At 72.1% G+C, this 24,645-nt stretch carries 23 protein-coding genes; 7 read left to right on the top strand and 16 right to left on the bottom strand.

Annotated elements, in window-relative coordinates; genetic code table 11:
* Positions 1-116: 116 nt before the first annotated feature.
* The 6 genes from ACH4D3_RS02530 to ACH4D3_RS02505 form a co-directional block, all read right to left on the bottom strand.
* Positions 117-698, bottom strand: a complete 582-nt coding sequence (locus tag ACH4D3_RS02530) for a sugar kinase (protein ID WP_398315530.1) — start codon at positions 696-698, stop codon at positions 117-119.
* Positions 695-1,843: an ROK family glucokinase gene (locus ACH4D3_RS02525; RefSeq protein WP_011030775.1), complete on the bottom strand. Its 1,149-nt coding sequence runs from the start codon at positions 1,841-1,843 to the stop codon at positions 695-697. Before ACH4D3_RS02525 ends, ACH4D3_RS02530 begins: the two co-directional genes overlap by 4 nt.
* A 91-nt stretch (positions 1,844-1,934) precedes the next feature.
* Positions 1,935-2,750: an ATP-binding cassette domain-containing protein gene (locus ACH4D3_RS02520; RefSeq protein ID WP_398315528.1), complete on the bottom strand. Its 816-nt coding sequence runs from the start codon at positions 2,748-2,750 to the stop codon at positions 1,935-1,937.
* Positions 2,747-3,787: an ABC transporter permease gene (locus ACH4D3_RS02515; RefSeq protein ID WP_398315526.1), complete on the bottom strand. Its 1,041-nt coding sequence runs from the start codon at positions 3,785-3,787 to the stop codon at positions 2,747-2,749. Before ACH4D3_RS02515 ends, ACH4D3_RS02520 begins: the two co-directional genes overlap by 4 nt.
* Positions 3,784-4,788, bottom strand: a complete 1,005-nt coding sequence (locus tag ACH4D3_RS02510; RefSeq protein WP_398315524.1) for a sugar ABC transporter substrate-binding protein — start codon at positions 4,786-4,788, stop codon at positions 3,784-3,786. The genes ACH4D3_RS02515 and ACH4D3_RS02510 overlap by 4 nt, the downstream gene beginning before the upstream one ends.
* A gap of 218 nt (positions 4,789-5,006) precedes the next feature.
* On the bottom strand, positions 5,007-5,744 hold the full coding sequence (locus ACH4D3_RS02505; RefSeq protein ID WP_398316612.1) for a myo-inositol degradation transcriptional regulator: 738 nt from the start codon (positions 5,742-5,744) through the stop codon (positions 5,007-5,009).
* Positions 5,745-5,872: 128 nt separating this feature from the next.
* On the opposite strand from ACH4D3_RS02505, the gene ACH4D3_RS02500 reads away from it, so the two are divergent.
* Complete coding sequence (locus tag ACH4D3_RS02500) at positions 5,873-6,886, top strand: Gfo/Idh/MocA family oxidoreductase (protein ID WP_398315522.1); 1,014 nt, start codon at positions 5,873-5,875, stop codon at positions 6,884-6,886.
* On the opposite strand, the gene ACH4D3_RS02495 is transcribed toward ACH4D3_RS02500, so the two are convergent.
* The gene (locus tag ACH4D3_RS02495; RefSeq protein WP_398315520.1) at positions 6,883-7,572 is read right to left on the bottom strand and encodes a response regulator; all 690 of its coding nucleotides are present in this window, start codon (positions 7,570-7,572) and stop codon (positions 6,883-6,885) included. The two genes, ACH4D3_RS02500 and ACH4D3_RS02495, sit on opposite strands and share 4 nt — an antisense overlap.
* An 88-nt stretch (positions 7,573-7,660) precedes the next feature.
* Positions 7,661-8,914, bottom strand: a complete 1,254-nt coding sequence (locus ACH4D3_RS02490) for a histidine kinase (protein WP_398315518.1) — start codon at positions 8,912-8,914, stop codon at positions 7,661-7,663.
* 178 nt (positions 8,915-9,092) lie between these two features.
* On the opposite strand from ACH4D3_RS02490, the gene ACH4D3_RS02485 reads away from it, so the two are divergent.
* On the top strand, positions 9,093-9,293 hold the full coding sequence (locus ACH4D3_RS02485; protein WP_398315516.1) for a hypothetical protein: 201 nt from the start codon (positions 9,093-9,095) through the stop codon (positions 9,291-9,293).
* Positions 9,294-9,352: 59 nt separating this feature from the next.
* On the opposite strand, the gene ACH4D3_RS02480 is transcribed toward ACH4D3_RS02485, so the two are convergent.
* A complete protein-coding gene (locus ACH4D3_RS02480) occupies positions 9,353-9,748 on the bottom strand; it encodes a ribonuclease domain-containing protein (protein ID WP_398315514.1) in 396 nt (131 codons plus the stop codon).
* 178 nt (positions 9,749-9,926) lie between these two features.
* Between ACH4D3_RS02480 and ACH4D3_RS02475 the strand changes: the two genes are divergently transcribed.
* Positions 9,927-10,709 (top strand): SDR family oxidoreductase, encoded by a 783-nt coding sequence (locus ACH4D3_RS02475; RefSeq protein WP_398315512.1) that lies wholly within the window; start codon positions 9,927-9,929, stop codon positions 10,707-10,709.
* A 93-nt stretch (positions 10,710-10,802) separates the two neighbouring features.
* On the opposite strand, the gene alc is transcribed toward ACH4D3_RS02475, so the two are convergent.
* A complete protein-coding gene (gene alc / locus ACH4D3_RS02470; RefSeq protein ID WP_398315510.1) occupies positions 10,803-11,933 on the bottom strand; it encodes an allantoicase in 1,131 nt (376 codons plus the stop codon).
* 64 nt (positions 11,934-11,997) lie between these two features.
* Positions 11,998-13,335, bottom strand: a complete 1,338-nt coding sequence (gene allB, locus ACH4D3_RS02465) for an allantoinase AllB (protein ID WP_398315508.1) — start codon at positions 13,333-13,335, stop codon at positions 11,998-12,000.
* A gap of 255 nt (positions 13,336-13,590) precedes the next feature.
* On the opposite strand from allB, the gene allR reads away from it, so the two are divergent.
* Positions 13,591-14,421, top strand: a complete 831-nt coding sequence (allR, locus tag ACH4D3_RS02460) for an allantoin degradation transcriptional regulator AllR (protein ID WP_398315506.1) — start codon at positions 13,591-13,593, stop codon at positions 14,419-14,421.
* Positions 14,422-14,443: 22 nt separating this feature from the next.
* Here allR and ACH4D3_RS02455 read toward each other — a convergent pair whose 3' ends face one another.
* On the bottom strand, positions 14,444-14,758 hold the full coding sequence (locus tag ACH4D3_RS02455; RefSeq protein WP_398315504.1) for a DUF5955 family protein: 315 nt from the start codon (positions 14,756-14,758) through the stop codon (positions 14,444-14,446).
* 152 nt (positions 14,759-14,910) lie between these two features.
* Between ACH4D3_RS02455 and ACH4D3_RS02450 the strand changes: the two genes are divergently transcribed.
* Positions 14,911-15,534: an NTP transferase domain-containing protein gene (locus ACH4D3_RS02450; protein ID WP_398315502.1), complete on the top strand. Its 624-nt coding sequence runs from the start codon at positions 14,911-14,913 to the stop codon at positions 15,532-15,534.
* Between the two features lie 184 nt (positions 15,535-15,718).
* Positions 15,719-17,341, top strand: a complete 1,623-nt coding sequence (gene aceB / locus ACH4D3_RS02445; RefSeq protein WP_398315500.1) for a malate synthase A — start codon at positions 15,719-15,721, stop codon at positions 17,339-17,341.
* A 66-nt stretch (positions 17,342-17,407) separates the two neighbouring features.
* Here aceB and ACH4D3_RS02440 read toward each other — a convergent pair whose 3' ends face one another.
* Positions 17,408-18,319, bottom strand: coding sequence for a HipA family kinase (locus ACH4D3_RS02440; RefSeq protein ID WP_398315498.1), 912 nt, complete (start codon positions 18,317-18,319; stop codon positions 17,408-17,410).
* 69 nt (positions 18,320-18,388) lie between these two features.
* Between ACH4D3_RS02440 and ACH4D3_RS02435 the strand changes: the two genes are divergently transcribed.
* Positions 18,389-18,808, top strand: coding sequence for a hypothetical protein (locus tag ACH4D3_RS02435; RefSeq protein WP_398315496.1), 420 nt, complete (start codon positions 18,389-18,391; stop codon positions 18,806-18,808).
* On the opposite strand, the gene ACH4D3_RS02430 is transcribed toward ACH4D3_RS02435, so the two are convergent.
* Genes ACH4D3_RS02430 through ACH4D3_RS02420 form a run of 3 tightly spaced genes read right to left on the bottom strand, consistent with a single transcriptional unit; the run spans position 18,771 to position 24,563 of the window.
* A complete protein-coding gene (locus ACH4D3_RS02430) occupies positions 18,771-20,813 on the bottom strand; it encodes a pyridoxal phosphate-dependent aminotransferase (RefSeq protein ID WP_398315494.1) in 2,043 nt (680 codons plus the stop codon). The two genes, ACH4D3_RS02435 and ACH4D3_RS02430, sit on opposite strands and share 38 nt — an antisense overlap.
* The gene (locus ACH4D3_RS02425) at positions 20,797-21,765 is read right to left on the bottom strand and encodes an NAD-dependent epimerase/dehydratase family protein (RefSeq protein ID WP_398316610.1); all 969 of its coding nucleotides are present in this window, start codon (positions 21,763-21,765) and stop codon (positions 20,797-20,799) included. Before ACH4D3_RS02425 ends, ACH4D3_RS02430 begins: the two co-directional genes overlap by 17 nt.
* Before the next feature lie 17 nt (positions 21,766-21,782).
* Positions 21,783-24,563 (bottom strand): alpha/beta fold hydrolase, encoded by a 2,781-nt coding sequence (locus tag ACH4D3_RS02420; protein ID WP_398315492.1) that lies wholly within the window; start codon positions 24,561-24,563, stop codon positions 21,783-21,785.
* Positions 24,564-24,645: the final 82 nt, after the last annotated feature.

Here is a 24,645-nt window from a genome sequence, read left to right as displayed (position 1 = left end):
CACCTCCCGCCCGCCTGCCCGATCAGATGTCTTCGACTCTACGGGCGGGGTCTGACAATCGGCTCCGACGGCCCGTCGCCGGGGGCGGGGGCGAGGCGGAGACGGAGCCGGTGCCCCTACGGAACGGTGTGCGAGACCACGTACACCATCGGGTAGTCGGGATTGTCCATGTTCACGACGACGTCCTGGGTCGGCGCCGGATTTTCCTGCTCGTTGACGACGCCCCACCAGGAGCCGGACCCGCCGAACTGCCAGCCGGTGACCCGCTGGGCGCGGTCACTGATCGCGATCTTGCCCTTCTTCAGCGCGTCCCGGTCGACGCCCAGCCCCGCCAGGAAGACGTCGAGACCGGCACCGGTGGTCTCGAACTGGACGTAGAGGCGGCTGGTCTTCCAGTTGTTCGTCTCGTAGTACGCGACCTCCTCGGCCGGGACCGGGACGGGCACCTCGTAGATGCGGCGCTGCAGCTTGGAGGGCCAGCCGCTGGTCATACCGGTCGCCGCGTACTTCGCCTCCTTGTCCCGGCCGCTGTCGCGGCTCTGGTTGGCGGAGATCACCAGGTAACCGGCCGGGACGCCGATGAGCAGCACGATGATGAGCAGGGTGAGCGTACGGCGACGGATCATGTGCCGGCGGCCCTCGGCCGTCGCGCCGGCCGGCTCCGGGGGGCCGGGCTGGTGGGGCAGGGACTCCGTCACAGCGACTCCCGGGACTCACGGCGGGCCTCGGCGTACCGCTCGTAGCGCTCGTACCGCTCCACCCGGCGCCGCTTGGCCCGGCGGAAGCGGCGGGCGACCAGCCGGGACAGGTCGGCGGCGCCCACCATGCCGGCCTCGGGGCCGAGCTGGGCGCGGACGATGCGGGCCTCGGGGCGGTAGCCGCGGCCGGTGAGCTGGCGCTTGAAGGCGTCGCGCGCGGGGCCGATCAGCAGGTCGTCGGCCGCGCTGACCCCGCCGCCGATCACGAAGCAGGACGGGTCGAGGGCCGCGGCGAGGTTCGCGATGCCGACGCCGAGCCACTGCCCGATGTCCTGGAGCAGCTCGACGCACATGGCGTCGCCCTCGCGGGCCAGCTCGGTGATCATCGGTCCGGTGATGTCGCCGATGCTGCCCTTGACGTGCTCGATGATCCCGTACGCCACCGGCGAGTCCGCGGCGGCCAGCTCGCGGGCCTCCCTGACCAGGGCGTTGCCGGAGCTGTACTGCTCCCAGCAGCCGCGGTTGCCGCACGGGCAGCGGTGGCCGCCGGGAACGACCTGCATGTGCCCGAACTCACCGGCGACCCCGTACTTGCCGCGCTTGACCTGGCCGTCCTCCAGGATCGCGCCGCCGATGCCGGTGCCGAGCGTGATCATGACGAGGTGGTCCTCGCCGCGGCCGGCGCCGAAGCGCCACTCGGCCCAGGCGGCGGTGTTGGCGTCGTTGTCCACCAGGACGGGCACGGCGAGCCGGCCGGCGATGCGGTCGCGCAGCGGTTCGTTGCGCCAGGACAGGTGGGGGGCGAACAGGACGCGGTTGCGGTCGGCGTCGACCCAGCCGGCCGCGCCGATGCCCACGGCGTGCACGTCGTGCCGGTCGGAGAGGTCCAGGACCAGTTCGACGATCGTGTCCTCGACGACCTTCGGGCTCTTGGACTTGTCCGGGGTCTCCGTGCGGAGCTTCTCCAGGATGTTGCCGTCGGCGTCGACGACACCCGCCATGACCTTCGTGCCGCCGATGTCGATGCCGACCGTGGGCACCCGGGGTGCCGTGAGGTGCGAGCGGCGTTCCCTCGTGCCCACGGTGCGCAGGACCGGGGCACGGCGGGAGCCGATGGGGGCGGTGAAGTCGCGGTAGGTGCTCATCGGGTGCGATTGTGCCGCACGGCTGTGCCGGGTGCCGAATGGGACAGGGGGTGGCGTGATCGGTTCGTTGCCGGGTGCGGGTGCATGGTGGTTACTCGCGCAGTTCCCCGCGCCCCTGGGTCCGTTGCAGCTCATGGCGTAGGTCGTCCAGCTCGTTTCCGCCTGCCATCTGCCTCGTCAGCTCGTCCAGGGTGATGTCCTCGCGCTCGTGGTTGCCGACCATCATGCCGCGCTTCAGCAGGACGAAGCGGTCGCCCACCAGGTACGCGTGGTGCGGGTTGTGGGTGATGAGGACGACACCGAGGCCCTGGTCTCGGGCCGCCGCCACGTATTTCAGGACCACACCCGACTGCTTCACGCCCAGTGCCGCCGTCGGCTCGTCCAGGACGAGCACCTTCGCGCCGAAGTACACCGCGCGGGCGATCGCCACGCACTGGCGTTCGCCGCCGGAGAGGGTGCCGATGGGCTGGTCGACGTCGCGGAGGTCGATGCCCATGCGCAGCAGTTCCGCGTGGGTGGTGCGGCGCATGTGGTCGACGTCCATGCGCTTGAACGGGGCGACGCCCTTGCGCGGCTCGGAGCCGAGGAAGAAGTTGCGCCAGACCGGCATGAGGGGGACGACGGCGAGGTCCTGGTAGACGGTGGCGATGCCGCGGTCCAGGGCCTCGCGCGGGGAGGCGAGCCGGGTCTCCTCGCCGTCCAGGCTCAGCGTGCCGCCGTCGTGCTGGTGCAGCCCGGCGATGATCTTGATGAGGGTGGACTTGCCCGCGCCGTTGTCGCCGAGCACGCAGGTGATCTCCCCGGCGTGGACCTCCAGGGACACGCCTTCGAGCGCGCGGACGTTGCCGTAGTTCTTGCTGACGCCGGACAGCTCGACGAGCGCCGTACGGTCTTGGTTCCGCGTCACTTGGTGGCCTCCGCGCGCTTGCGGACCCAGGCGTTGAGCAGGGTCGCGAGGAGCAGCATCGCTCCGAGGAAGAACTTGAACCAGTCGGGGTTCCACTCGGCGAAGACGATGCCCTTGCTGGTCATGCCGAAGATGAACGCGCCGACCGCGGAGCCGACGGCGCTGCCGTAGCCGCCGGTGATCAGGCAGCCGCCGATGACGGCCGCGATGATGTAGATCAGCTCGTTGCCGACGCCCTCGCCGGACTGGACCACGTCGTAGGAGAAGAGCAGGTGCTGGCCCGAGATCCAGGCGCCGAAGCCGACGCCCATGTAGAGGCCGATCTTGGTCCTGGTGACCGGGACGCCCACCGCGCGGGCGGCGTCCTTGTTGCCGCCGACCGCGAAGATCCAGTTGCCCGCGCGGGTGCGCAGCAGGATCCAGCTGGCGACGGCGACCAGGGCGAGCCACCACAGGATGGTCACCTTGAAGCCGACGCCGCCGATCGTGATCGTGGCGGCGAAGACGTCCTGGGCGGAGGGGAAGCCCTCCATGTCGGCGATCGACTTGGTGGAGACGGTGCCGTCGACGAGTTTGGTGAAGCCCAGGTTCAGGCCGGTCAGCATGAGGAAGGTGCCGAGCGTGATGATGAAGCTGGGGAGCTTGGTGCGGGTGAGCATGAAGCCGTTGAAGGCGCCGATCGCCAGGGTGACCAGCAGCGACACACCGACGCCGACCCAGACGTTGGCGGTCATCTGGTAGCTGAACATCGACGACACCAGCGCCGAGGACGTGACCATGACGCCCGCGGACAGGTCGAACTCCCCGCCGATCATCAGCAGCGCCACCGGGACGGCCATGATGCCGATCGTGGAGGCGGCGTAGAGCACCGTACTGAGGCTGGCGGCGTGCAGGAAGCTGTCGGCGAAGAACGCGAAGAAGACGAAGACGGCGACCGCGCCGACGACGGAGCCCAGCTCGGGGCGGCCGAGGAGTTTCCGCAGCGGAGAGGTCTGCAGAATCCTTTCGTCAGCGGCCTTCACCTGCGTGGCGTTCATCGCGTGCCCCGCTTCGTGTAGTCGGCCAGCGCGGCGGCGTCGTCCTTGGTGATGATCTGCGGCCCGGTGAGCACCGGTCGGCCGCCGCCGAGGACGTCGGCGTTGTACTTGTACAGCCAGAGCAGGTCGACGGCCTCGTAGCCCTGGAGGTAGGGCTGCTGGTCGACGGCGAAGCCGAGGGTGCCGTCCTCCAGTCCGGCGGCCACCTTGGCGTTGAGGTCGAAGGTGTCGATCTCGGCCTTGCTTCCCGCGCCCTGCTTGGCCTTGACCGCGGTGTCGGCGTAGGGGGCGCCGAGGGTGACGACGGCGTCGACGGACTTGTCGGTCTGGAGCTTGGCCTCGATGGCGGACTGCACGTCCGGCATGCTGGTGCCGTTGACGTAGAGCCGCTGGACCTTGCCGTCGAAGGTCTTCTCCACTCCGTCGCAGCGCTGCTCGTGGCCGACGTTGCCCTGCTCGTGGAGGACGCAGACCGCCTGCTCGCGGCCCCGCTCGTTCAGCTCCTCGCCCACGGCCTCACCGGCGATCGTCTCGTCCTGGCCGACGTGGGTGAGGGCGCCGAACTCCTTGGACTCCTCGGAGCCGGAGTTCACCGTGATCACCGGGATGCCCGCCTTGTGGGCGCGGGCGAGGGCGGACTTCATCGCGTCGGGCTTGGCGAGCGTGACGATGATGCCGTCGACCTTCTTGTCGATGGCGGCGTTCACGAGCTGGGCCTGCTGCTGCGCCTCGTTGTCGTGGGAGTACAGGAAGTTGATGTTGTCCTTGACCGCGGCCTGCTCGGCGCCGCTCTGGACGATGTCCCAGAAGGTGTCGCCGTCGCCCGAGTGGGTGATCATCGCGAACGTCCAGCGGGGCGTGTTCACCGCCGCCCTGCCCTCGGCCGACGCGGCCTTGCGGGCGTCCTCGGCGCGCTTGCCGCCGGTACTGCTGCAGCCGGCCAGGGACACCGACAGTGCCCCTGCCAGCGCGATGCCCGCCCATGTCCGAAACCGTGCCACGAGGCCGTGCCCTTCTTACTGTGCCGTGCTGTGCGTGCGGGGCCTGCCCGGCCCCGGCCGGGTTCTGGAAACCCCAAACGCCCCATTGTCCGACACACAAGCGGAGCGCTCGCCTCCGGGGATCGGCCGACGGTCACATTGTCCGGACATTGCGACGAACCCGCACGGTGGGGGCCGCCGGTGGGAGCGGCCGGGGACCGGTCGCCGTACGCGGTCGCTCAGGGCCGCACGAGCAGCTGGAACTCGAAGGAGTAGCGGGACGGCCGGTAGGTGTGGGTGCCGAACTCGACCGCGCGTCCCGTGTCGTCGAAGGTGGTGCGTTCCATGGTGAGCAGCGGGGCGCCCGCGTCCTCGCCGAGCCGCTCGGCCTCACCGGAGGTCGCGGCGCGGGCGCCGATGGACTGCCGGGCGCTGTGCAGGGTGATCCCGGCGGCGCGCATCAGCCGGTAGAGGCCGGTGGCCTCCAGTTGTCCGGTGTCCAGGTCGACGAGGCCGGGCGGCAGGTAGTTGCACAGGTACGCCATCGGTTCCCCGTGCGTCAGCCGGAGCCGCTCGATGCGGTGCACGTCGCTGTCCTCGGCCACCCCCAGTGCGGCGGCGATCTCCGCGCCGGCCGGGACGACGGTGTTGACCAGGACCTTCGTGGCGGGGCGCTGGCCCGCCGCCTCCAGGTCGTCGTAGAGGCTGCTGAGTTCCAGGGGGCGGCGGACCTTGCTGTGCACGACCTGGGTGCCGACGCCGCGGCGGCGCACGAGCAGGCCCTTGTCGACGAGCGACTGGATGGCCTGGCGGACGGTGGGCCGGGACAGGCCGAGCCGCGCGGCCAGCTCGATCTCGTTGCCCAGCAGGCTGCCCGGGGTCAGCGCGCCGTGCTCGATCGCCGCCTCCAGCTGCTGCGACAGCTGGAAGTACAGCGGCACCGGACTGCTGCGATCCACGCTGAGGTCCAGCGACACGGTCGGGTCCACTTCTGGTTTCGGCACGGGCCGAGCGTAGCTCCGTGCCGAGGTGACGGGAAGCTGCGCAGTCCGATTGTCCGGACATACGCATTGACAGGGAGCGGCTGTGAGCCCACTTTGATTCCATGCGCATCGGGGTCATCGGAACGGGCCGCATCGGCACCGTTCACGCCAACACGCTCAGCCGCCACCGCGACGTCGGATCCCTGATCCTCACGGACGCCGACATCACGCGGGCGCAGGAGCTGGCCCACCGGCTGGGCGAGACGGCGGCACCAGGAGTGGACGAGATCTTCCAGTGGGGCGTGGACGCGGTGGTGATCACCACGGCGACGCCGGCCCATGCCGAACTGATCGGCCGGGCGGCCCGCTCGGGGCTCCCGGTGTTCTGCGAGAAGCCCATCGCACTGGACCTGCCGGGCACATTACAAGCGATCGCCGAGGTGGAGGCCGCCGGGACGATCCTCCAGATGGGCTTCCAGCGCCGCTTCGACACCGGCTACACCGGGGCCCGGGAGGCGGTGCGGTCCGGGCGGCTGGGGCGGCTGCACACCGTCCGCGCGGTGACGAGCGACCAGACCCCGCCGCCGGCCGAGTACCTCCCGCAGTCCGGCGGGCTCTACCGGGACACGCTCATCCACGACTTCGACGTCCTGCGCTGGGTGACCGGGCGGGAGGTCGTCGACGTGTACGCCGCCGGGTCCGACGCCGGTCCGCCGATGTTCCGCGCGGCGGACGACGTGGACACCGGGGCGGCACTGCTCACGCTGGACGACGGGACGCTGGCGACGGCGACCGCGACGCGGCTGAACGGGGCGGGGTACGACGTGCGCATGGAGCTGGCCGGGGAGCTGGACCAGATCGTCGTGGGCCTGGACGACCGTACGCCGATCGCGTCCACGGAACCGACCGGGCCCCCGGCCGCGGACAAGCCGTGGACCGGCTTCGTGGAGCGCTTCGGACCCGCCTACGAGGCCGAGCTGACCACCTTCGTGCAGGTGGTGCGCGGCGAGCGGGCCAACCCCTGCGACGGGCGCGAGGCGCTGCGGGCCCTGCGGATCGCGGAGGCCTGCGACGTCTCGCGGCGCGAGCGCAGACCCGTACGGCTGGCGGAGGTGCCCGAGGCGCTCACGCCTTAAGAGGTGTCGTCCTGGTACTCGTCGAGGAGCCCCGCGTCGTACGCCAGCAGGGCGATCTGGACCCGGTTGTCGAGGTCGAGCCTGGCCAGGATGCGGGAGACGTGGGCCTTGACCGTGGCGACGCTCATGAAGAGGTGGGACGCGATGTCGGCGTTGGCCATGCCGCGGCCGACCGCGACGGCGACCTCGCGCTCGCGGTCGTTGAGGGTGTCCACGCGGGCACGCGCGCGCGTGCGCCGTGCGTGTCGCGCGTCGGGGGCGGCACCGGCCGCCCGTTCCATCAGCCGTCGGGTCACGGCGGGCGACAGGACGGGGTCGCCGGCCGCGACCCTGCGCACCGCGTCGAGGATCTGCGCAGGCGGCGTGTCCTTGAGGACGAACCCGGCGGCTCCGGCGCGCAGGGCCCGCAGCACCTGTTCGTCGGCGTGGAAGGTGGTGAGCACGACGACCTGGGGCGCGTCCGCGCGGCTCCGCAGCCGTTCGGTCGCCGTGAGGCCGTCCGTCCCCGGCATCCGGATGTCCATGAGGACGACGTCCGGGCGGGTGCGGTCGACGAGCGCCCCGACCTCGTCGCCGTCGGCGGCCTCGCCGACGATCTCCACGTCCTCGGCGCCGCCCAGCATGAGGGACAGCCCGGCCCGCACCAGCGGGTCGTCGTCGACGAGGAGCAGTCTGATCGCAGTCATGCGTCCTACGTAATCACGGTCGTCACCGGCCGCTCCGGGGGGAGGCTCGGCCTCGCCCCGGCGCCGGCCGGCCGGGTAGCGGCACGGCTCAGTCCCACGGCAGCCGCGCCCGTACTTCGAAGCCGCCACCGGGCGTCGGCCCGTGCTCCAGGGTGCCGCCCGCGAGCGTCGCCCGCTCGGTCAGCCCGATCAGCCCCTGCCCCGAACCGGGCACGTGGGGCACCTCGCCCCGGGGCGGGGCGTTGCGCACCGACAGGGCGAGTCCGGCACCCGGTGCCCCGGCCACCGAGACGGTGACCTCGGTGCCGGGTGCGTGCTTGCGCGCGTTGGTCAGCGCCTCCTGGGCGATGCGGTACGCGGTGCGGCCGACGGCGGCCGGGACGGCGCCGGGGTCGGGCACGCGCTCCGCGAGGGTGACCTTCATGCCGGCCTCGCGGGACTCGGCGACCAGCGCGTCGAGCGCCGCGAGCGTGGGCTGGGGGCGGCCCGCGTCGTCGGAGTCCGCCGCCCGCAGCACGCCGATGATCTGCCGCAGGTCCTGGAGGGCCTCGTGCGCGCTCTCCCGGATGACGCCCGCGGCCCGCGCGACCTCCGCCCGCGGCGCGTCGGGCCGGAACTCCAGGGCGCCCGCGTGCACGCTGAGCAGCGTCAGCCGGTGGGCGAGTACGTCGTGCATCTCGCGGGCGATGGCCTCGCGGGCCAGCCGCTGCGCCTGCTCGGCGCGCAGCCGGGCCTCGGCCTCGGCGTGCCGGGCCCGGTCGCGCAGGCTGAGCAGGAGCTGGCGCTTGGAGCGGACGAGCAGGCCCCAGCCGAGCACGGTGACCGCGAGCAGGACGGCGATGACGAGGGACGCCAGGAAGGGCAGGTCGGGTTCCGGGCGCATCCAGTAGTAGAGCGGCGTCAGGGCGAGACTCGCACCGCCGATCCAGGCCGTGTACCGGAAGGGCCGGTGCACGGCGAGCGTGAACAGGGCGGCGAGGACGGCGCCGCCCGCGGTGGCCGAGACCAGGGAGACGGGCACCATGGCCACCGCCAGCCCGACCGGCCACCGCCGCCGGAGCCAGACGGCGGCACAGGCCAGGGCGCCGATCAGCTGGTCCGCGACGGCCATGGCGGGTGACAGGTCCGGCTCCTGGTCCAGCGCGTCGGCGGCCAGCAGGCCGACGGCGACCGCGAGCAGGAAGCAGGCGAAGTCGACGAACCAGTCGCGTGCGGTGCGCCGGGGCCGGCCGCCGGGCCGCCGGGGTTCCGGGTACAGGTCCTCGACCAGCGCCGCCGGCAGTACCCAGCGCCGTTTCGCGAAGGCCGGGGGCACCGTGGTCCGCTCGTCACTACTGTTCACAGTCGACAAATCTACGCAGGGTCGACGCCCTGGGCGGCCGGTCGCGCGGGGCCGTCGACCAAAGTCGCACGAGCTGCGACTTTCGGCGCGCGGCCGGCGCGCGAAGAAGCCTTCGGTCGGGCAGGACTCGCCCCGCGGCCGATGCGTGTGGGGGTACCGCGGGGCGAGAGTCGGGATCATGAAGGAATTGCTGGAGTTCCTGGGCCTGCTCGCCGTGCTCCAGGGCGCGATGGGCCTGCTGCACGAGTTCACCGACTGGAACCTGGGGCTGGTGCGGCGGATCGGTTTCCTGGACGGCTACGAGGTCTACGCGAGCGTCGCGCTGCTCGCTCTCGGCGGCGCGCTGTTCGCCGCCGCCGAGAGCCGCAAGTCCGGATAGCCGAGTCCGGATGAGTCGAGTCCGGGTGAGTTCGGAATCCGGACTCGGCCGGCCGGGCCTCAGCAGCCGTAGTCGACGAGGTCGAACGACGCGTAGTGGTCGGCCGTGTAGTAGTCCTCCTGGTTCTCCTCACCGGTGACGATCCGGCGGGCGCCGCGTGTGTCGGAGCCCGGGGTGATCACCGTGTACTCGTGGTAGTACCCGGAGGACTGGCTGGGCAGGATGCCCTCCCGGTTCTGGAAGACGGTCCCGTCCTGCTCGAACGGGTAGGGGCCGCCCTGCTCGATCAGGTCCAGCGTGTCGTGCGCCTGGGAGGGCAGGGCGCTGTAGCAGATGTCGCCGACCGCCGCGGGTGCGGCGCCGGCCGTGGACGCGGAGACGGTGCCGCCCACGAGGAGGGCGGACAGGACTGCGGCTGCTGCGCCGAGCCGGGCGGCGCGTGGGGGGAATCGCATGTGTCTCATGATGACGCGCGTAGACAGTGGCATGTCAATGACAAGACCGTGGAGTTTCCCGGGACGTCATATGTGTTTTCCGCGCGTTCACACCCCTGTTCGGCACGGACGGCGCACCGTTGAGTTCGACGTCCGTTCACCGCCAGCACGGGCGCGGCGGCCCGGCTGGGATGGACCCATGAACAGGAACACGAACACGAACACCACCCCGCTCGCCCCCACCACCGCTCCCCTGACCGGCCGAACCGCCCTCGTGACCGGTGGCAGCCGGGGCATCGGCGCGGCGACCGTGCTGCGGCTCGCCCGGGAGGGCGCGGACGTGGCCCTCACCTACGTGAACGGCAAGGACGCGGCCGAGGACGTCGTACGGGCCGTCGGGGCACTGGGGCGCCGGGCGGTGGCCCTGCGGGCCGACTCCGCCGACGCGGACGAGGCGGCGGGGGCGGTCGAGCGGGCCGCCGCGGCGCTCGGCGGCGGCCCGGACGTACTGGTCAACAACGTGGGCCTGGGCCTGCTCGGCCCGCTGGAGAGCCTCTCCCCCGCCGACGTCGACCGGCTGCTGGCGGTGAACGTCCGCGGTGTCTTCCTGGCCTCGCAGGCGGCCGCGGCCCGTATGACCGAGGGCGGGCGGATCATCACCGTCGGGACCTGCATGACCCAGCGGGTGCCGGGGCCCGGCGGGACGCTGTACGCGACGAGCAAGTCGGCGCTGATCGGGCTGACCAAGGCGCTGGCCCGGGAACTGGGCCCGCGCGGGATCACGGCGAACATCGTGCACCCGGGGCCGATCGACACCGACATGAACCCGGCGGACGGCCCCTACGCGGACGGGCAGGCGGCCCTGACGGCGCTGGGCCGCTTCGGCACGGCCGACGAGGTGGCGTCGACGGTGGCGTACCTGGCGACCGCGACGTACGTCACCGGCGCGGAGTTCGCGGTCGACGGCGGCCACGCGGCGTAGCCGGTCCCCGAGGCCCGTCCGCTCCCGGGCGTGCTCGCGGGGCGCACCGGTGCTGTCCTGCCGGTGCGCCCCACGGGTCGGTGTGGCGGCGGGTCAACCGCCCAGTTCCTGGTGGCGGGCGGCGAGGTGGGCCGCGCCGTCCTCGGTCAGGGTGCCGAACAGGCGCAGGCGGGAGATGCCGCCGTCGGGGAAGATGTCCACGCGCGCGTGGGTGCCGACCGCCGCCTCCGGCAGGACGAAGCGGTGGTTGGTGTCGGGCTGCATCCGGGTGCGCGGGAGCACCTCGCGCCACTCGCCGCTCTCGCCGTCCTTCACCGACACCGACGCCCAGCCGGCGCTGTTGCCCTTCAGGTACGCCGTGTCGATCTCGATCGCGCGGATCTGCGTGCGGTCGACCAGGCGGTACTGGATCCAGTCGTTGCCCCGGTCGCGGCGGCGGCGGGTCTCCCAGCCGTCGTCCATCTTGCGGGAGCGGCCCGGCTGGATGGTGTTGGTGGCCGGCGAGTAGAAGAGGTTGGAGGCGTCCTCGACCTGGCCGCCGTTCTCCAGGGCGACCACGTCGAAGGTGCCGAGCGCGGTGAGCCAGGCGGGGTCCGGGACGACCTCGCCGTACACGCGCAGGCGGGCGATGCCGCCGTCGGGGTGCTGCTTGAGGCGCAGGTGGGTGAAGCGCTGCTCGGCCGAGACGGCGAAGCCGTTGGCCGCGTGGCCGCCGACCGGGGTGCGCGGGACCAGGGTCGTCCACTTCACGTCGTCCGCGAGCAGTTCCTCCGGGGAGGGGGAGCCCGCGACCGAGGCGCCCTCGACGGAGACGGCCTGCGGGTAGTTGCCGCGGAAGTGGGCTGTGTCGACGACGACGCCGCGGATCACGCCGGGGGCGCCGAGGCGGACCAGCGCCCAGTCGTGGTCCTCCTCGGCGGGCCAGGGCTGGTCGGCCGAGACGCCGCGGCGCCGGCGGGTCTCCCAGCCGTCCATGACCTTGCCCTTGTGCCCGAAGTGCTCGGGGTCGAACTCGGCGGGCTCGGGCACCAGCAGGTTCTCGCGCTGGGCGAAGAACTCGTCGTTGGCGGCGACGACACCCGCGCCGAGCTGCCGGTCGGCAAGGTTGGCGTACTGGGTGAAGGGGAGGTCGGTGGTGCGGTAGTCCGCGTACGGGTCGCCGCCTCCGTAGGGCTGGGCGTCGCCGGTGAAGCTGGCCAACGAGGTGTTCTGCTGGGCCGTCACGGTGATCAGGTGTTCCTTTCGGGGCTGTTCGGGGGGTACTGGGTTCAGGGAATGTCCGGGCACGTCAGGCCCGGTCGAGGAGCTGTCCCTTCGGGTCGGTGAACGCGCCGTCCGCCGCGATGCGCGCGCCGCGCAGCCAGGTGGACTTCACGACGCCGTACAGGGTCTTGCCCGCGTACGCGGTGACGCGGTTGCGGTGCTGGAGGGCGGCCGGGTCGACGGTGAAGGTCTCGTCGGGGGCCAGCACGGCGAAGTCCGCGTCGTGGCCCGGCGCGATGGCGCCCTTGCGTGCGTCCAGCCCCACCAGGGCGGCCGTCCGCTCCGACATCCAGCGCACGACGTCCTCCAGGCCGAGGCCCCGCCCGCGGGCCGCCGTCCACATGGCCGGCAGGCTGAGCTGGAGACCGGCGATGCCGCCCCAGGCGGTGGCGAAGTCGTCGGTCTTGAGGTCGGCCGTGGACGGGGAGTGGTCGGTGACGACGCAGTCGATCGTGCCGTCCGCCAGCGCCTGCCAGAGCAGGTCCTGGTTGGCCGCCTCGCGGATCGGCGGGCAGCACTTGAACTCGCTGGCACCGTCCGGCACTTCCTCGGCGGTGAGCGTGAGGTAGTGCGGGCAGGTCTCGACCGTGACCCGCACGCCGTCCGCGCGGGCCTCGGCGATCAGCGGCAGGGCGTCGCTGGAGGACAGGTGCAGCACGTGCACGCGCGCGTTGAACCGCTTGGCCTGCGCGAGCAGGGTCGCGATCGCGGTGTCCTCGGCGTCGCGCGGGCGACTGGCGAGGAAGTGGGTGTACTTGGGGCCGCCCTGCTGCGGGGCCGCGGCCAGGTGGTGCGGGTCCTCGGCGTGCACGATCAGCATGCCGTCGAAGGCGGCGATCTCCGCCAGCGACCGGGCGAGCTGCTCCTGGTCGAGGTGCGGGAACTCGTCCACGCCCGACGGGGACAGGAACGCCTTGAAGCCGAAGACCCCGGCCTCGTGCAGCGGACGCAGGTCCTTGACGTTGTCGGGCAGGGCGCCGCCCCAGAAGCCGACGTCGATGTGGGCCTTGTCGGCGGCCACCTCGCGCTTGGTGCGCAGGTTGTCGACCGTGGTGGTCGGCGGGATGGAGTTGAGCGGCATGTCGACGAGGGTGGTGATGCCGCCGGCGGCCGCGGCGCGGGTGGCGGTCCAGAAGCCCTCCCACTCGGTGCGCCCGGGGTCGTTCACGTGCACATGGGTGTCGACCAGGCCGGGCAGCACGACGTGGTCGCCCACGTCCTCGAGCCGGGCGCCCGCCGGGACGGGGGCGTCGTACGGCAGGACGGCCGTGATCTTCTCCCCGGTCACCGCGACGGACGCGGCTCGGGTCCCCTCGGGAGTGATGACGCGCGTCGAGCGCAGCACCAGTTCGGCTTCGGACACCCGGATCCCCTTCTCTGCCTGTACTTGTCTGCCTCTGCCCGTCGAATTTCAACGTTCTGTTGAAGGAGTCTTCACTCCCGCTCCGAGGCCGTCAAGAGGCACCCTTTGTGACGGCATGCCCAATGACCCGCTCTGGACGTTTCCACAAAGCGGAATTAGAATTCCAGCAAGCAGAACGTAGCTATGTACAAGCCGGTAGTCAACCGGGTGCCGGGTACGCTTCTTTCCTCCCGCCAGCCCCGAAAGGAACGTGCCGTGCCGACGTCCAGCGCCAGCACCACCGACTCCGCCAGGTCCGCCACCGGCGGAGTCCAGTCCCTGGAGCGCGCCTTCGACCTGCTCGAACGGATGGCGGACGCGGGGGGCGAGGTCGGCCTGAGCGAGCTCTCGGCCAGCAGCGGGCTGCCGCTGCCGACCATCCACCGCCTGATGCGCACGCTCGTGGCCTGCGGATACGTACGCCAGCAGCCCAACCGCCGGTATGCGCTCGGCCCCCGCCTGATCCGCCTGGGCGAGTCCGCCTCCCGGCTGCTCGGCACCTGGGCCCGCCCGCACCTGGCCCGCCTGGTCGAGGAGACCGGCGAGACGGCGAACATGGCCCTGCTCGACGGGGACGAGATCGTGTACGTCGCCCAGGTGCCGTCCAAGCACTCCATGCGCATGTTCACCGAGGTCGGGCGGCGCGTCCTGCCGCACTCCACGGGTGTCGGCAAGGCGCTGCTCGCGAGCTTCCCGGCGGACGAGGTGCGGGCCCTGCTCGGCCGTACCGGCATGCCGGCCGCGACCGACAAGACGATCACCACGCCGGACGGCTTCATCGCGGCGCTGGAGGACGTGCGGCGCCAGGGCTACGCGATCGACGACAACGAGCAGGAGATCGGCGTCCGGTGCCTGGCCGTCCCGGTGCCGGACTCCCCCACCGCCGCGGCCATCTCGATCTCCGGCCCCGCGGGCCGGGTCACCGAGGCGGCGACCGACCGGATCGTGCCCCTGCTCCAGCAGGTGGCGGCGGAGCTGTCCGAGGCCCTGCTGACCTCGAACGGCTCGCACGGCTCAAACGGCTCGAACGGCAACCCGGCCGCCTGAGGCGGCCCTCCCGTCACGGCACTCAGCGGCGCGGCGGGTCCCCGAAGAGTTCCACGGCGTGACGGACCTCCGTCAGTCCCGGCGCGAGGGCGCTGACGGAGCCGATCGCGCCGGCTATCAGCAGCAGGGAGCGGCGCAGTCGCGGCACCTCGGGGACGCCGTGACCCACCATCGCCGCGAGGCCGGCCAGCTCGTCCTCCGCGATCTGGCGGTCCGGGAAGTCGGCGGGCAGCAGCGCGAGTTGGCGGCGCAACCGCGACACCGCGGTCCGCAGTGCCACCACCCTCACGTCCTCGTCGCCGACGGTCACGTGCCTCTGCCCCAAGCTCCGCAACACGGTCCTCCCCCTCGCACTCCGTTGTGCGCGGGCCAGTAAACGCCACCACGCACCGGACGCGCCACCGCGCGGACCGAAATTCAGTCTCCGGAAGTCTCCGGAAATCCCGTGCGCGCCGGAGCGTTTGGCGGCCGGTCAGGTATGCAGGAGCCATGACCGACAACGAGGCCCTGACAGAACACCAGGTGGGCGATCGGGTGGCGGGGCTGCTGCTGGCCGCCGGAGGCGGCAGGCGGCTCGGCGGCCGCCCCAAGGCGCTGCTCGCACATCGTGGACATCTACTCGTCGAACACGCGGTCGACGTGCTCCGTGCGGCCGGCTGCGCCCGCGTGCACGTCGTCCTGGGGGCGCGCGCCGAGGAGGTACGCGCGCGGGCCGCGCTCGACGGCTGCGTCGTCGTGGACAACCCCGGCTGGGAGCAGGGCATGGGGTCGTCGCTGCGGGCCGGGCTCGGCTCACTGGCGGGGACCGGGGTGCGGGCGGCGCTGGTCGCCCTGGTGGACCAGCCCGGCATCGGGGCGGAGGCGACGGCGCGGGTGCGCGCCGGATTCCGGGACGAGACGTCGCTGGCCTCGGCGGCGTACGCGGGCGTGCGCGGGCATCCCGTGCTGCTCGGCGCCGCGCACTGGGCGGGGATCGCGGCGACCGCCACCGGTGACCGGGGTGCCCGCGCCTATCTGAGGGAACACGAGGCGGAGATCGACCTCGTCGAGTGCGGGGACGTGGCCCGGCCCTACGACATCGACACCGAGGCGGACCTGGTCCACCTTGAGTGAGGGAGGTGGCACCGAGCGCCACCTTCCCTCGACCCGGAGAATCTCGACATCAACAAACCATTGAAGTTCCACGATGAGGAAACTACTATCCACTGACCAGAAGCACTCTGCTGCACGGCGAGTGCGTAATGCCCCATACGCACCCTCTGGCACCCGGTGCCACCGCTGAAGGAAGTGACAGCTCATGTCCGCACCAGCGCCGTCCACGCTGGCCATCGTCGACGCCGAGCCCCTGCCCCGGCAGGAGGAGGTCCTCACCGATGCGGCGCTCGCCTTCGTGGCCGAGCTGCACCGGCGGTTCACGCCCCGGCGTGACGAGCTCCTCGCCCGCCGTGCCGAGCGCCGCGCCGAGATCGCCCGCACCTCCACGCTCGACTTCCTCCCGGAGACCGCGGCGATCCGCGCGGACGACTCCTGGAAGGTGGCCCCCGCTCCGGCCGCGCTGAACGACCGCCGCGTCGAGATCACCGGCCCCACCGACCGCAAGATGACCATCAACGCCCTGAACTCGGGCGCGAAGGTGTGGCTCGCGGACTTCGAGGACGCCTCCGCGCCGACCTGGGAGAACGTGGTCCTCGGCCAGCTCAACCTGGCCTCGGCCTACACCCGCGCCATCGACTTCACCGACGAGCGCACCGGCAAGTCGTACGCCCTGCGTCCGGACGCCGAGCTGGCGACGGTCGTCATGCGCCCGCGCGGCTGGCACCTCGACGAGCGCCACCTCCAGGTCGACGGCCGCCCGGTCCCCGGCGCCCTGGTCGACTTCGGCCTGTACTTCTTCCACAACGCCCAGCGTCTGCTGGACCTCGGCAAGGGCCCGTACTTCTACCTCCCGAAGACGGAGTCCCACCTGGAGGCCCGCCTCTGGAACGAGGTGTTCGTCTTCGCGCAGGACTACGTCGGCATCCCGCAGGGCACGGTGCGCGCCACCGTCCTGATCGAGACGATCACGGCCGCGTACGAGATGGAGGAGATCCTCTACGAACTGCGCGACCACGCCTCCGGTCTGAACGCCGGGCGCTGGGACTACCTGTTCTCCATCGTCAAGAACTTCCGTGACGGCGGCGCCAGGTTCGTCCTGCCGGACCGCAACGCGGTGACGATGACCGCCCCGTTCATGCGGGCGTACACCGAACTCCTCGTCCGCACCTGCCACAAGCGGGGCGCGCACGCGATCGGCGGCATGGCGGCCTTCATCCCGTCCCGCCGGGACGCCGAGGTCAACAAGGTCGCCTTCGAGAAGGTCCGCGCCGACAAGGACCGCGAGGCCGGCGACGGCTTCGACGGCTCCTGGGTCGCCCACCCGGACCTGGTCCCGATCGCCATGGAGTCCTTCGACAAGGTCCTCGGCGACAGGCCGAACCAGAAGGACCGGCTGCGCGAGGACGTCGACGTCAAGGCGGCCGACCTGATCGCCGTCGACTCGCTCGACGCCAAGCCGACGTACGCCGGACTGGTCAACGCCGTCCAGGTCGGCATCCGCTACATCGAGGCCTGGCTGCGCGGCCTCGGCGCGGTGGCCATCTTCAACCTGATGGAGGACGCGGCCACCGCCGAGATCTCCCGCTCGCAGATCTGGCAGTGGATCAACGCGGAGGTCGTCCTCGACAACGGCGAGCAGGTCACCGCCGACCTGGCCCGCGAGGTCGCCGCCGAGGAGCTGGCGAACATCCGCGCCGAGATCGGCGACGAGGCCTTCGCGGCCGGCAACTGGCAGCAGGCCCACGACCTGCTGCTCACGGTGTCGCTCGACGAGGACTACGCCGACTTCCTGACGCTGCCGGCGTACGAGCAGCTGAAGGGCTGACGCCGTAGCACGCCGTACGTCCGTGCCCCTGGCGCCGTGCTTCGGTGCCGGGGGCACGGGCGTGTGTCAGCCCAGGTGGACGGACCAGTCCTGCTCCGCGGGCGGCTTGCCGTGCAGATCGGGGACCCGCTTCAGCCAGTCGGGGCGGCCCCGCTGCGTGCGCGCCGCGCGGGCGGCGTTCTCGGCGGCGAGTTCCTCGCGGCTCGGGAAGCCGGTGGGCAGCCACTGCTGGGAGGCCTGTACGCGCGCGTGCAGGTAGTCCACGTAGGCGGCGCGCACCTTCTCCGGCGTGTCGAGGTCGCCCTCGCGGGTCAGCCAGGCCTCCGGCACCCGGTCCACCACCTCGCGCAGCAGCTCCCGGGTCACCTTCGGCGCCAGCTCGGCGTCGGCGGCCGGGAGGTCGGGCGCGTAGTGGCCGAGGGCGTGGTGCCGGAAGTCGTACGCCTTCTCGGGCGGGGAGGCGCCCCAGCGGTGGTGGAAGACGAGGGCCGCGCCGTGGTCGATGAGCCACAGGCGCGGGGGCACGGTGCCGAGGGTGGGCCAGACCATCAGGTTGGAGCTGTGCACCGTCCGGTCGACGTTGACGGTGAGGGCGTCCAGCCAGACGACCCGCCCGGCCTCCCGCGCGTCCACCGGGAACACCTCGGCCAGCTCGGGCGTGAAGTCGGCACCGCCCGACAGGTAGTCCATGCCGAGGTTGAGCCCCGCGCTGGCGTGCAGCAGCTCCCGCACCTCCTGGTGCGGTTCGGCCTCCGCGATCGCCGGGTCGAAGTGCGCGAGCACCAGCTCCGGCACCCGCAGCCCCAGCTCCCGGGCCAGCTCCCCCACGACCACCTCGGCGACCAGCGCCTTGCGCCCCTGCGCGGAGCCGGTGAACTTCAGGACGTAGGTGCCGAGGTCGTCGGCCTCGACGACGGCGGGCACGGAGCCGCCGGAGTGCAGGGGCTCGATGTAGCGGGTCGCGGTGACCTGTCTCATGTCGTGCATCGTAGCCAGTAGCCTGAGCCGGGCTGCCGCCAAGAGCGCCACCGTCGAAAGGATCGGTTCATGGGTACTGATTCCGCTGCCGCTCTCTCCCTGGTGAACACTGTCGTGGCCGAGGCGTTCGATCGCTGGAGTCCGCCGCTGCACAAGGAATTCGAGACCAACACGCACCATGACCAGTGCGGCCAGACCCTGCTCCACGACACCCCTGAGCTGCGCATCTGGCAGACCCGGCTCGATCCCGGTGAGCGGCTTCCGGTCCATCGCCACGAGCGGGACTATGTCTGGATAGCCCTGACGCACGGCACGGCGCGGCAGCACGAAGGCGATGGAACCAGCCGGGAGATCTCCTTCGAGCGCGGCCGCACCCAGTACTTCACTTTCGACGAGGGGCAGCATCACCTGCACGATCTGAGGAACATCGGCGACGAGCCCCTTTCCTTTCTCACCGTCGAGACGGGTGGCGGGGCGGCGGCGCGCTGAGGGCGTCCAGGAACGCCTCGTTCGCGGACCGCTCGCCGACGGAGACCCGGCAGGTGCCGGGGACCAGGCTCCCGACGTCCGCGACGAGGATGCCCGCGGCACGCAGGCGTTCCATGGTGCGTTCCGGCTCGCGCAACCGGAGCAGCAGGAAGTTGGCCCGGGACGGGAACACCCGCTCCACCGCGGGGTTCCGGGCCAGCAGCGCGGCCATGCGGTCCCGCTCGGTCAGGATGCGGGCGACGCTGTCGCGCACGCGGTGCGAGTCCACGAGCCGTTCCCGTACGGCTCGCTGCGACGCGTCGGTGAATCCGAAGGGCACCTGTACCCGGCGCAGCGCCTCGACGATGCCGGGGCGGGCGAGTGCGACGCCGCAGCGGGCCCCGGCGAGGCCCCACGCCTTCGACAGGGTGCGCAGGACGACGAGATTGTCGTGCTCGGCGACCAGGCCGGCGTGCGAGGGCCGGTCGCCGAACTCGACGTAGGCCTCGTCGATCACCACCAACCCGGGTGACCGGGTGACGAGTTCGTGGACCTGCTCGGGTCGGGGCCGGGTCCCCACGGGGTTGTTCGGGTCGCACAGGAACGTGACCCGGGGGTCGGCGGCCAGGATCCGGTCCACGTCGAGCCGGTCGAAGTCCTCGCCGCCGAGGGGGACTTCCGTGACCGGCAGCCCCAGGACCCGGGCGAAGTGGGCGTAGAGCTCGAAGGTGGGGGGCGTCACGCAGACCCGGTCCCCCGGCGAGGTCAGTGCCGTCAGCAGCAGACTGACGGCGTCCACCGCGCCGCTGGAGAAGATCAGGTGGTCCTCCGTCAGGGAGGCGAGGCCCTCCTGGCCGGGCAGCTCGCCCACGGTGGTGAGGTAGGTACGGGCGAGGTCCGCCGTGTCGAGGTCCGGGTAGCGGCCGCCCGGGCCCAGGAAGGGGTTGGTGTTGCTCGACAGATCGACGAGGTCGAACCGCGGCCGGTGCCGGAAACGGGCCGGGCCCGGTACCGCGACCGTGGTGACGGACGGCGCCGCGAACCGGGTCGGTTCGACCCGGGGGGACGGCTGCCGGGGTGCCGTGAGGCCCGGGGCCCGCAGCCAGTGGTCGAGCGGGACGAAGAGGTCGGCGCCCAGGGCACGCAGGGCGTCGGGCTCGCCGCGGCCGAGGTGGACCCAGTCGAGACCGGCGCCGCGCGCGTCGGTGTACAGCCGGTGGAGGAAGGCCGCGTGGAGGTCGTGGCGGGCGGCGGGGTCGTCGCGGTCGGCGGCCAGGGCCAGGCAGTACAAACCCCGGCCGCTGTGGGAGCCCAGGAGGAGTCCTGCCTGGACCACGCCCGCATCCGCACGGCGCCGTACGAGCAGTTCGGCACGGGCCGCCAACGGGCCCTGGGCCAGGGCCTTCAGCGCCGCCGGGCCGAGGAGGCCGCCGTCCGGGCCCGTCGAGGCGGCGTCGAGGGCCCACGGCGTGTCGTCCGGTGCCCACGGCGTGTCGTCCGGTGCCCACGGCGTGACGTCCGGTGCCCACGGCGTGACGTCCGGTGCCCACGGCGTGTCGTCGAGCCCGGTCAGCGGGATCCGTTCCCAGGTCAGTTCCTCGGAGACGGCGCGGCTGCTTCGGCGCAGGTCGTCGACGCGCCCGGCCCCGAGGCGGCCGCGCAGCAGCTCGTCCACGTCGCCGCCCAGCCGCGTCACGCACTCGGATCCGGCCGCGACCGGGACGAAGCCCGCCGCGCGGAGTGCTCCCGTGTCGTCCGTGCGGCGCACACCGGGCACCAGGATCTGCTCGGCGGCCGACTCCCGGGCCCGGCGGACGAGCGCGTCGATCTCGGCCACGGTGGGAGCGGGGCTCGTCGGGCCGTACCACGCGGCACCGGCCACCAGGGTGGGGCGGTGCATGGCGTCGGTGCCGGCCAACGCGTCGTCCTTCAGGCCCAGTCGGGCCGGGGAGCACACCGGGTCGGTGGATCCCAGGGCCGCGCACAGCACGCGCCGCAGCTCGGCCGTGTCAGTGGCTCTGCGCATGCCGTCCCCCTTCCCGGGCCGTCCCCCGGTGTGTGCCGACGCGGTCGCGGTACTCCTCGAACAGCTCGCCCAGCGTGCGGGCGATGCCTGTCTTCCATCCCACGGTGCAGTCGCCGATGAGGCCTCGCCGCACCTCGTGGTCGAAGACCGCCGTCTCCCGGCTGCGGTCGCTGCGCTCCAGCCGGAGCGGCACCCCGGTGAGGGCGGACATGTACTCCAGGAGGTCGGTGACGCCGACCTCCTCGTCACCGCCCCAGTTCACGACCCGTGCGGGGGTCCGCGCCACCTGCCACAGCAGCGGCACCTGGCGCACGAGGTCGTCGGTGTGCAGGAGGTTGCAGTAGTTCTGCCCCCGGTGCGGCACCGCGGCCGGTCTGCCCTCGCGCATCTGCCGGAAGAGGATCATGGGGACTCCGCCGTGGCCGTACGGGCCGTAGGCGATGTTGAGCCGGGCGATCACCGACGGCAGCCCGAGGGCCTCGGACAGGCCGCGCACGACGCCCTCGGCCGAGAGCTTGGCCACGGGGTAGGTGGGCAGCCAGGGCACCGCACCGCCGAGCGGGTCGTCCTCCCGGTAGCGGTGGGTGGGCTCGTCCCGGTGGTAGACGACGCCCGACGACACGTGGAGGAAGCCCTCGGCACCGGCGCAGTGCGTCATCAGCCGTGCGGTGCCCACGGTGTTGACGCGGGCGGTCCGCTCGAAGTCCCGGCCGTCGCCGCGGTGCACCGCGGAGTGCAGGACGTGGGTGAAGTCCCGGGGCAGGTCGGGCAGTGCGCCGTCGCCCATGTCCCAGACGACGGTGCGGGCGCCCGCGTGCTCCAGCGCCTCGCGGGCCGCCGGGTCACCGAAACGGCCCAGGCACCACACCTCGTTGTCGCGGGCGAGCGCCTCGGCGACGGGCCGCGCGACCTGCCCGGTGCCACCGGTGACGAGGATCTTCTTGCCGTGCATGTTCATCCGCTCCTCGCTCATCGTTCGAGGGCGCGGGCCAGCTCGCGCCGCAGGGTCGCCTGGAAGGCCTGTACGTGCTGGGGGCTCATCAGGGTGTAGTGCTCCCCGTCGACCTCGGTGTACGTGTTGGGCCGGCGGGTGAACCGGTCCCAGTGCCGCAGCTGCTGGTCGAGCCACTCCTGCTTCGTGCCCTTCAGCGGGGTGCAGTAGAAGACGTCGACCCGCTCGACCGATCCGGACGGTTCGTAGGTGCGGCCCAGGTGCACCATGCCCTGGGCCAGGTGGACCCAGGCGGTGAACCGTTCGAGGGTGAGGTCGAGTTCGGTCAGCCGGCGTTCGGGGGCGTGCTCGACGAGGTACGCCAGCTGGTCCGCCTCCGGCAGGAGGCGCAGCGTCGCGGTGAGGTCCGGGACGCGGGCGGGTTCGATCAGTTCGAGGAAGAGGGCGAGGTTGAGGGCGCCGTCGGTGAAGGTGATCTCGTTCATCCGGCCGGAGATCGACGGAGGCAGGTTGAAGACGCCGACGAACTTCACCTCGTCGCCCTCGGCCTCCAGGCGTTTGGCGATCTCGAAGGCCACGGCGCCGCCGTAGGAGTATCCGGCGACCGCGTAGGGCCCGCTGCGCTGGGTCCGCCGGATCGCGGCGACGTAGGTGGTGACCATCTCGTCGAACGAGGCGAAGGGCGTCTCGCCGCTGCCGAACCCGCGTGCGCGCAGGGCGTGGAAGGGCCGTTCGCCGGTGAAGTACTGGGCGAGGTTCACGAAGACGAGCACTTCGCCCAGGCCCGGGTGCACGCAGAACAACGGCGTGCCGTTCCCGGTCGCCTGGAGCGGCACCAGCGGGTCGTAGGCGGCGTCGCCTTCGCCTTCGCGGCCGGTGGTCAGCCGGTGGGCGAGCGCTCGCACGGTCGGCGCCTGCAGCAGGGTCGCCATCGGTACGTCGTCGACGCCGAACGCCGTCCGGATCCGCAGCTTGAGCCGGAGCAGGTCGAGGGAGGTGCCGCCCAGATCGAAGAAGCTGCTGGTCGCGGACACCCGCTCGACGTTCAGTACGCGCGCGTAGAGGTCGGCGAGCCCGGTCTCGACGTCACCGCGCGGAGCGACATGGACGCCGAGGAACCGGGTGCTCACCTCGTCCGCCCTGCGCGCCGCGGCGTCCAGGTCGCCGTCCTCGACGGCGGCGCGCAGACGCGTCCGGAGGATCTTGTTCAGGTTGCTGCGGGGGATGTCCGACTCGCCCACGGGAAGGATCAGGTGCGGTCTGAACCCCCAGTGCATGACGGTGGAGCTGCGGATCGCGACGAGGGTTCGGTACAGGGCCGTCTCGTCCGCCGCGTCCCGGGCGGGGACGAAGGCGACGGCGAGCTGTTCGGAGTCGGCGCCTTCGGGCCGGACCGGGAACGCGGCGACCTGTCCGGGCCGCACGCCCTCCAGGGTGTCCAGGGCGGCCTCCAGGTCGTGGCTGTAGTAGTTGACGCCGTTGACGATGACGGAGTCCTTGGTGCGGCCGACGAGGGTCAGCCGGCCGTCGGCGTCCAGGCGCCCGAGGTCGCCGGTGCGGAACCAGCCGTCGCCGGTGAACGCCTCGGCGGTGGCCTCCTTGTTGCCGTAGTAGCCGTCGGTGACCATGGGGCCGCGCAACTGCACCTCGCCCGGTTCGGTGCGGCCGGGCTGCCGGGTGGAGGAGAGCACGGTGCCGTCTCCGCCGGTGACGCGGATCTCCAGTCCGCGCACGGGGTGGCCGAGCGGCGGGAATTCCGCGTTCAGGTCCCGGTCGGCGAACTCGCCGTTGAACACGCTGCCCGCGCAGGTCTCGGTCATGCCGAAGGCGGGCACGATCACGTCACCGCGCAGCCCGTACGGGGCGAGCGCCTCGGTGAAGCCGCGCACGGTGGCGGTCACGGTGGCCTCGCCGCCGGAGATGATGTGGCGGACCTGCGACAGGTCCCACGCGCCGGGCGCGGGCGGCCGCCCGGCGAGCTCCTGGTTCAGCTGCCCGAAGAGGAAGTTGGGGGTGAAGGTGACCCGCACCCGGTGCGCGTCGATCAGCCGGAGGAACTCCAGGGGGTCGGAGAGGACCGTGGCCGGGTCCGTCATGACCTGGTTCGCCCCGTTGAACATGGGCAGCAGGTGGGCCTCCACGGCGGCGATGTGGTCGGTCGAGATCCAGTTCAGCGAGGTGTCGTCGGGGCCGAGTCCGAGTGCCCCCGCCTTCCCGGCCTGCGCGGCGAGGAGATTGGCGTGGGTGAGCCGGACGGCCTTGCTCGATCCGGTGGACCCCGAGGTGAGCATCAGCAGGGCGAGGCCGTCCGGGGCGCTCGCGTACGGCGGTCGCGTCCCGCCCGCGGCCCGGCCCAGTTCCTCGACGGTCACCCGCCCCAGGCCCACGTCGGGCAGTTCGCGTGCGGCCGCCCTCGTGTCGATCACCAGCGGGTCGCCGAGCAGTACGCGCAGATGCTCCAACTGCTCGCGCCACCGCGCCGGGTCGGCCGCCGGTGCGACCGGGCACGGCACGACACCGCTCAGCACACAGCCCCAGAACGCCGGTAAGAAACGCTCGGGTTCGGTGGCCGTGACGAGGGCGCGGTCGCCCGGGGCGGTGCCGTGGTCGCGCAGTCCCTGCGCGATGCGGGCGGCGGAGTCCCGCAGTTCCGCATAGGAAAGGAATGTGCGGGTGTCACCGGCGAACGTGACACCGCGGGATGTTTCGAGCGCCGCGCGGTCGAGCAGGTCGGGGAGTGTCGCGGAGGCAGGACGTATGTCCGGTTTGGCATTTCCAGGTGTGGGAATTGCAGGCATGCGAAGAGAACCTCCGGTTCGAAGGCAGAGGAAGGCAGGGGAAGGCAGGGCAGGGGTGCGCCACGACTTCCCTCGGGTCGCG

The sequence above is a fragment of the Streptomyces sp. NPDC018026 genome (assembly GCF_044327745.1).
Taxonomy (GTDB): domain Bacteria; phylum Actinomycetota; class Actinomycetes; order Streptomycetales; family Streptomycetaceae; genus Streptomyces; species Streptomyces rubrogriseus.
The sequence above is the reverse complement of the archived record's forward strand: the minus strand, read 5'-3'. Positions and strand labels throughout refer to the sequence as shown.

Excerpts from the sequence above, each read along its gene's own strand:
- ACH4D3_RS02525 (WP_011030775.1), bottom strand. The coding sequence starts at position 1,843 with ATGAGCACCTACCGCGACTTCACCGCCCCCATCGGCTCCCGCCGTGCC.
- ACH4D3_RS02515 (WP_398315526.1), bottom strand. The coding sequence starts at position 3,787 with ATGAACGCCACGCAGGTGAAGGCCGCTGACGAAAGGATTCTGCAGACC.
- ACH4D3_RS02500 (WP_398315522.1), top strand. The coding sequence starts at position 5,873 with ATGCGCATCGGGGTCATCGGAACGGGCCGCATCGGCACCGTTCACGCC.
- ACH4D3_RS02495 (WP_398315520.1), bottom strand. The coding sequence starts at position 7,572 with ATGACTGCGATCAGACTGCTCCTCGTCGACGACGACCCGCTGGTGCGG.
- ACH4D3_RS02485 (WP_398315516.1), top strand. The coding sequence starts at position 9,093 with ATGAAGGAATTGCTGGAGTTCCTGGGCCTGCTCGCCGTGCTCCAGGGC.
- ACH4D3_RS02480 (WP_398315514.1), bottom strand. The coding sequence starts at position 9,748 with ATGCGATTCCCCCCACGCGCCGCCCGGCTCGGCGCAGCAGCCGCAGTC.
- ACH4D3_RS02475 (WP_398315512.1), top strand. The coding sequence starts at position 9,927 with ATGAACAGGAACACGAACACGAACACCACCCCGCTCGCCCCCACCACC.
- ACH4D3_RS02450 (WP_398315502.1), top strand. The coding sequence starts at position 14,911 with ATGACCGACAACGAGGCCCTGACAGAACACCAGGTGGGCGATCGGGTG.
- aceB (WP_398315500.1), top strand. The coding sequence starts at position 15,719 with ATGTCCGCACCAGCGCCGTCCACGCTGGCCATCGTCGACGCCGAGCCC.
- ACH4D3_RS02440 (WP_398315498.1), bottom strand. The coding sequence starts at position 18,319 with ATGAGACAGGTCACCGCGACCCGCTACATCGAGCCCCTGCACTCCGGC.
- ACH4D3_RS02435 (WP_398315496.1), top strand. The coding sequence starts at position 18,389 with ATGGGTACTGATTCCGCTGCCGCTCTCTCCCTGGTGAACACTGTCGTG.
- ACH4D3_RS02430 (WP_398315494.1), bottom strand. The coding sequence starts at position 20,813 with ATGCGCAGAGCCACTGACACGGCCGAGCTGCGGCGCGTGCTGTGCGCG.
- ACH4D3_RS02425 (WP_398316610.1), bottom strand. The coding sequence starts at position 21,765 with ATGCACGGCAAGAAGATCCTCGTCACCGGTGGCACCGGGCAGGTCGCG.
- ACH4D3_RS02420 (WP_398315492.1), bottom strand. The coding sequence starts at position 24,563 with ATGCCTGCAATTCCCACACCTGGAAATGCCAAACCGGACATACGTCCT.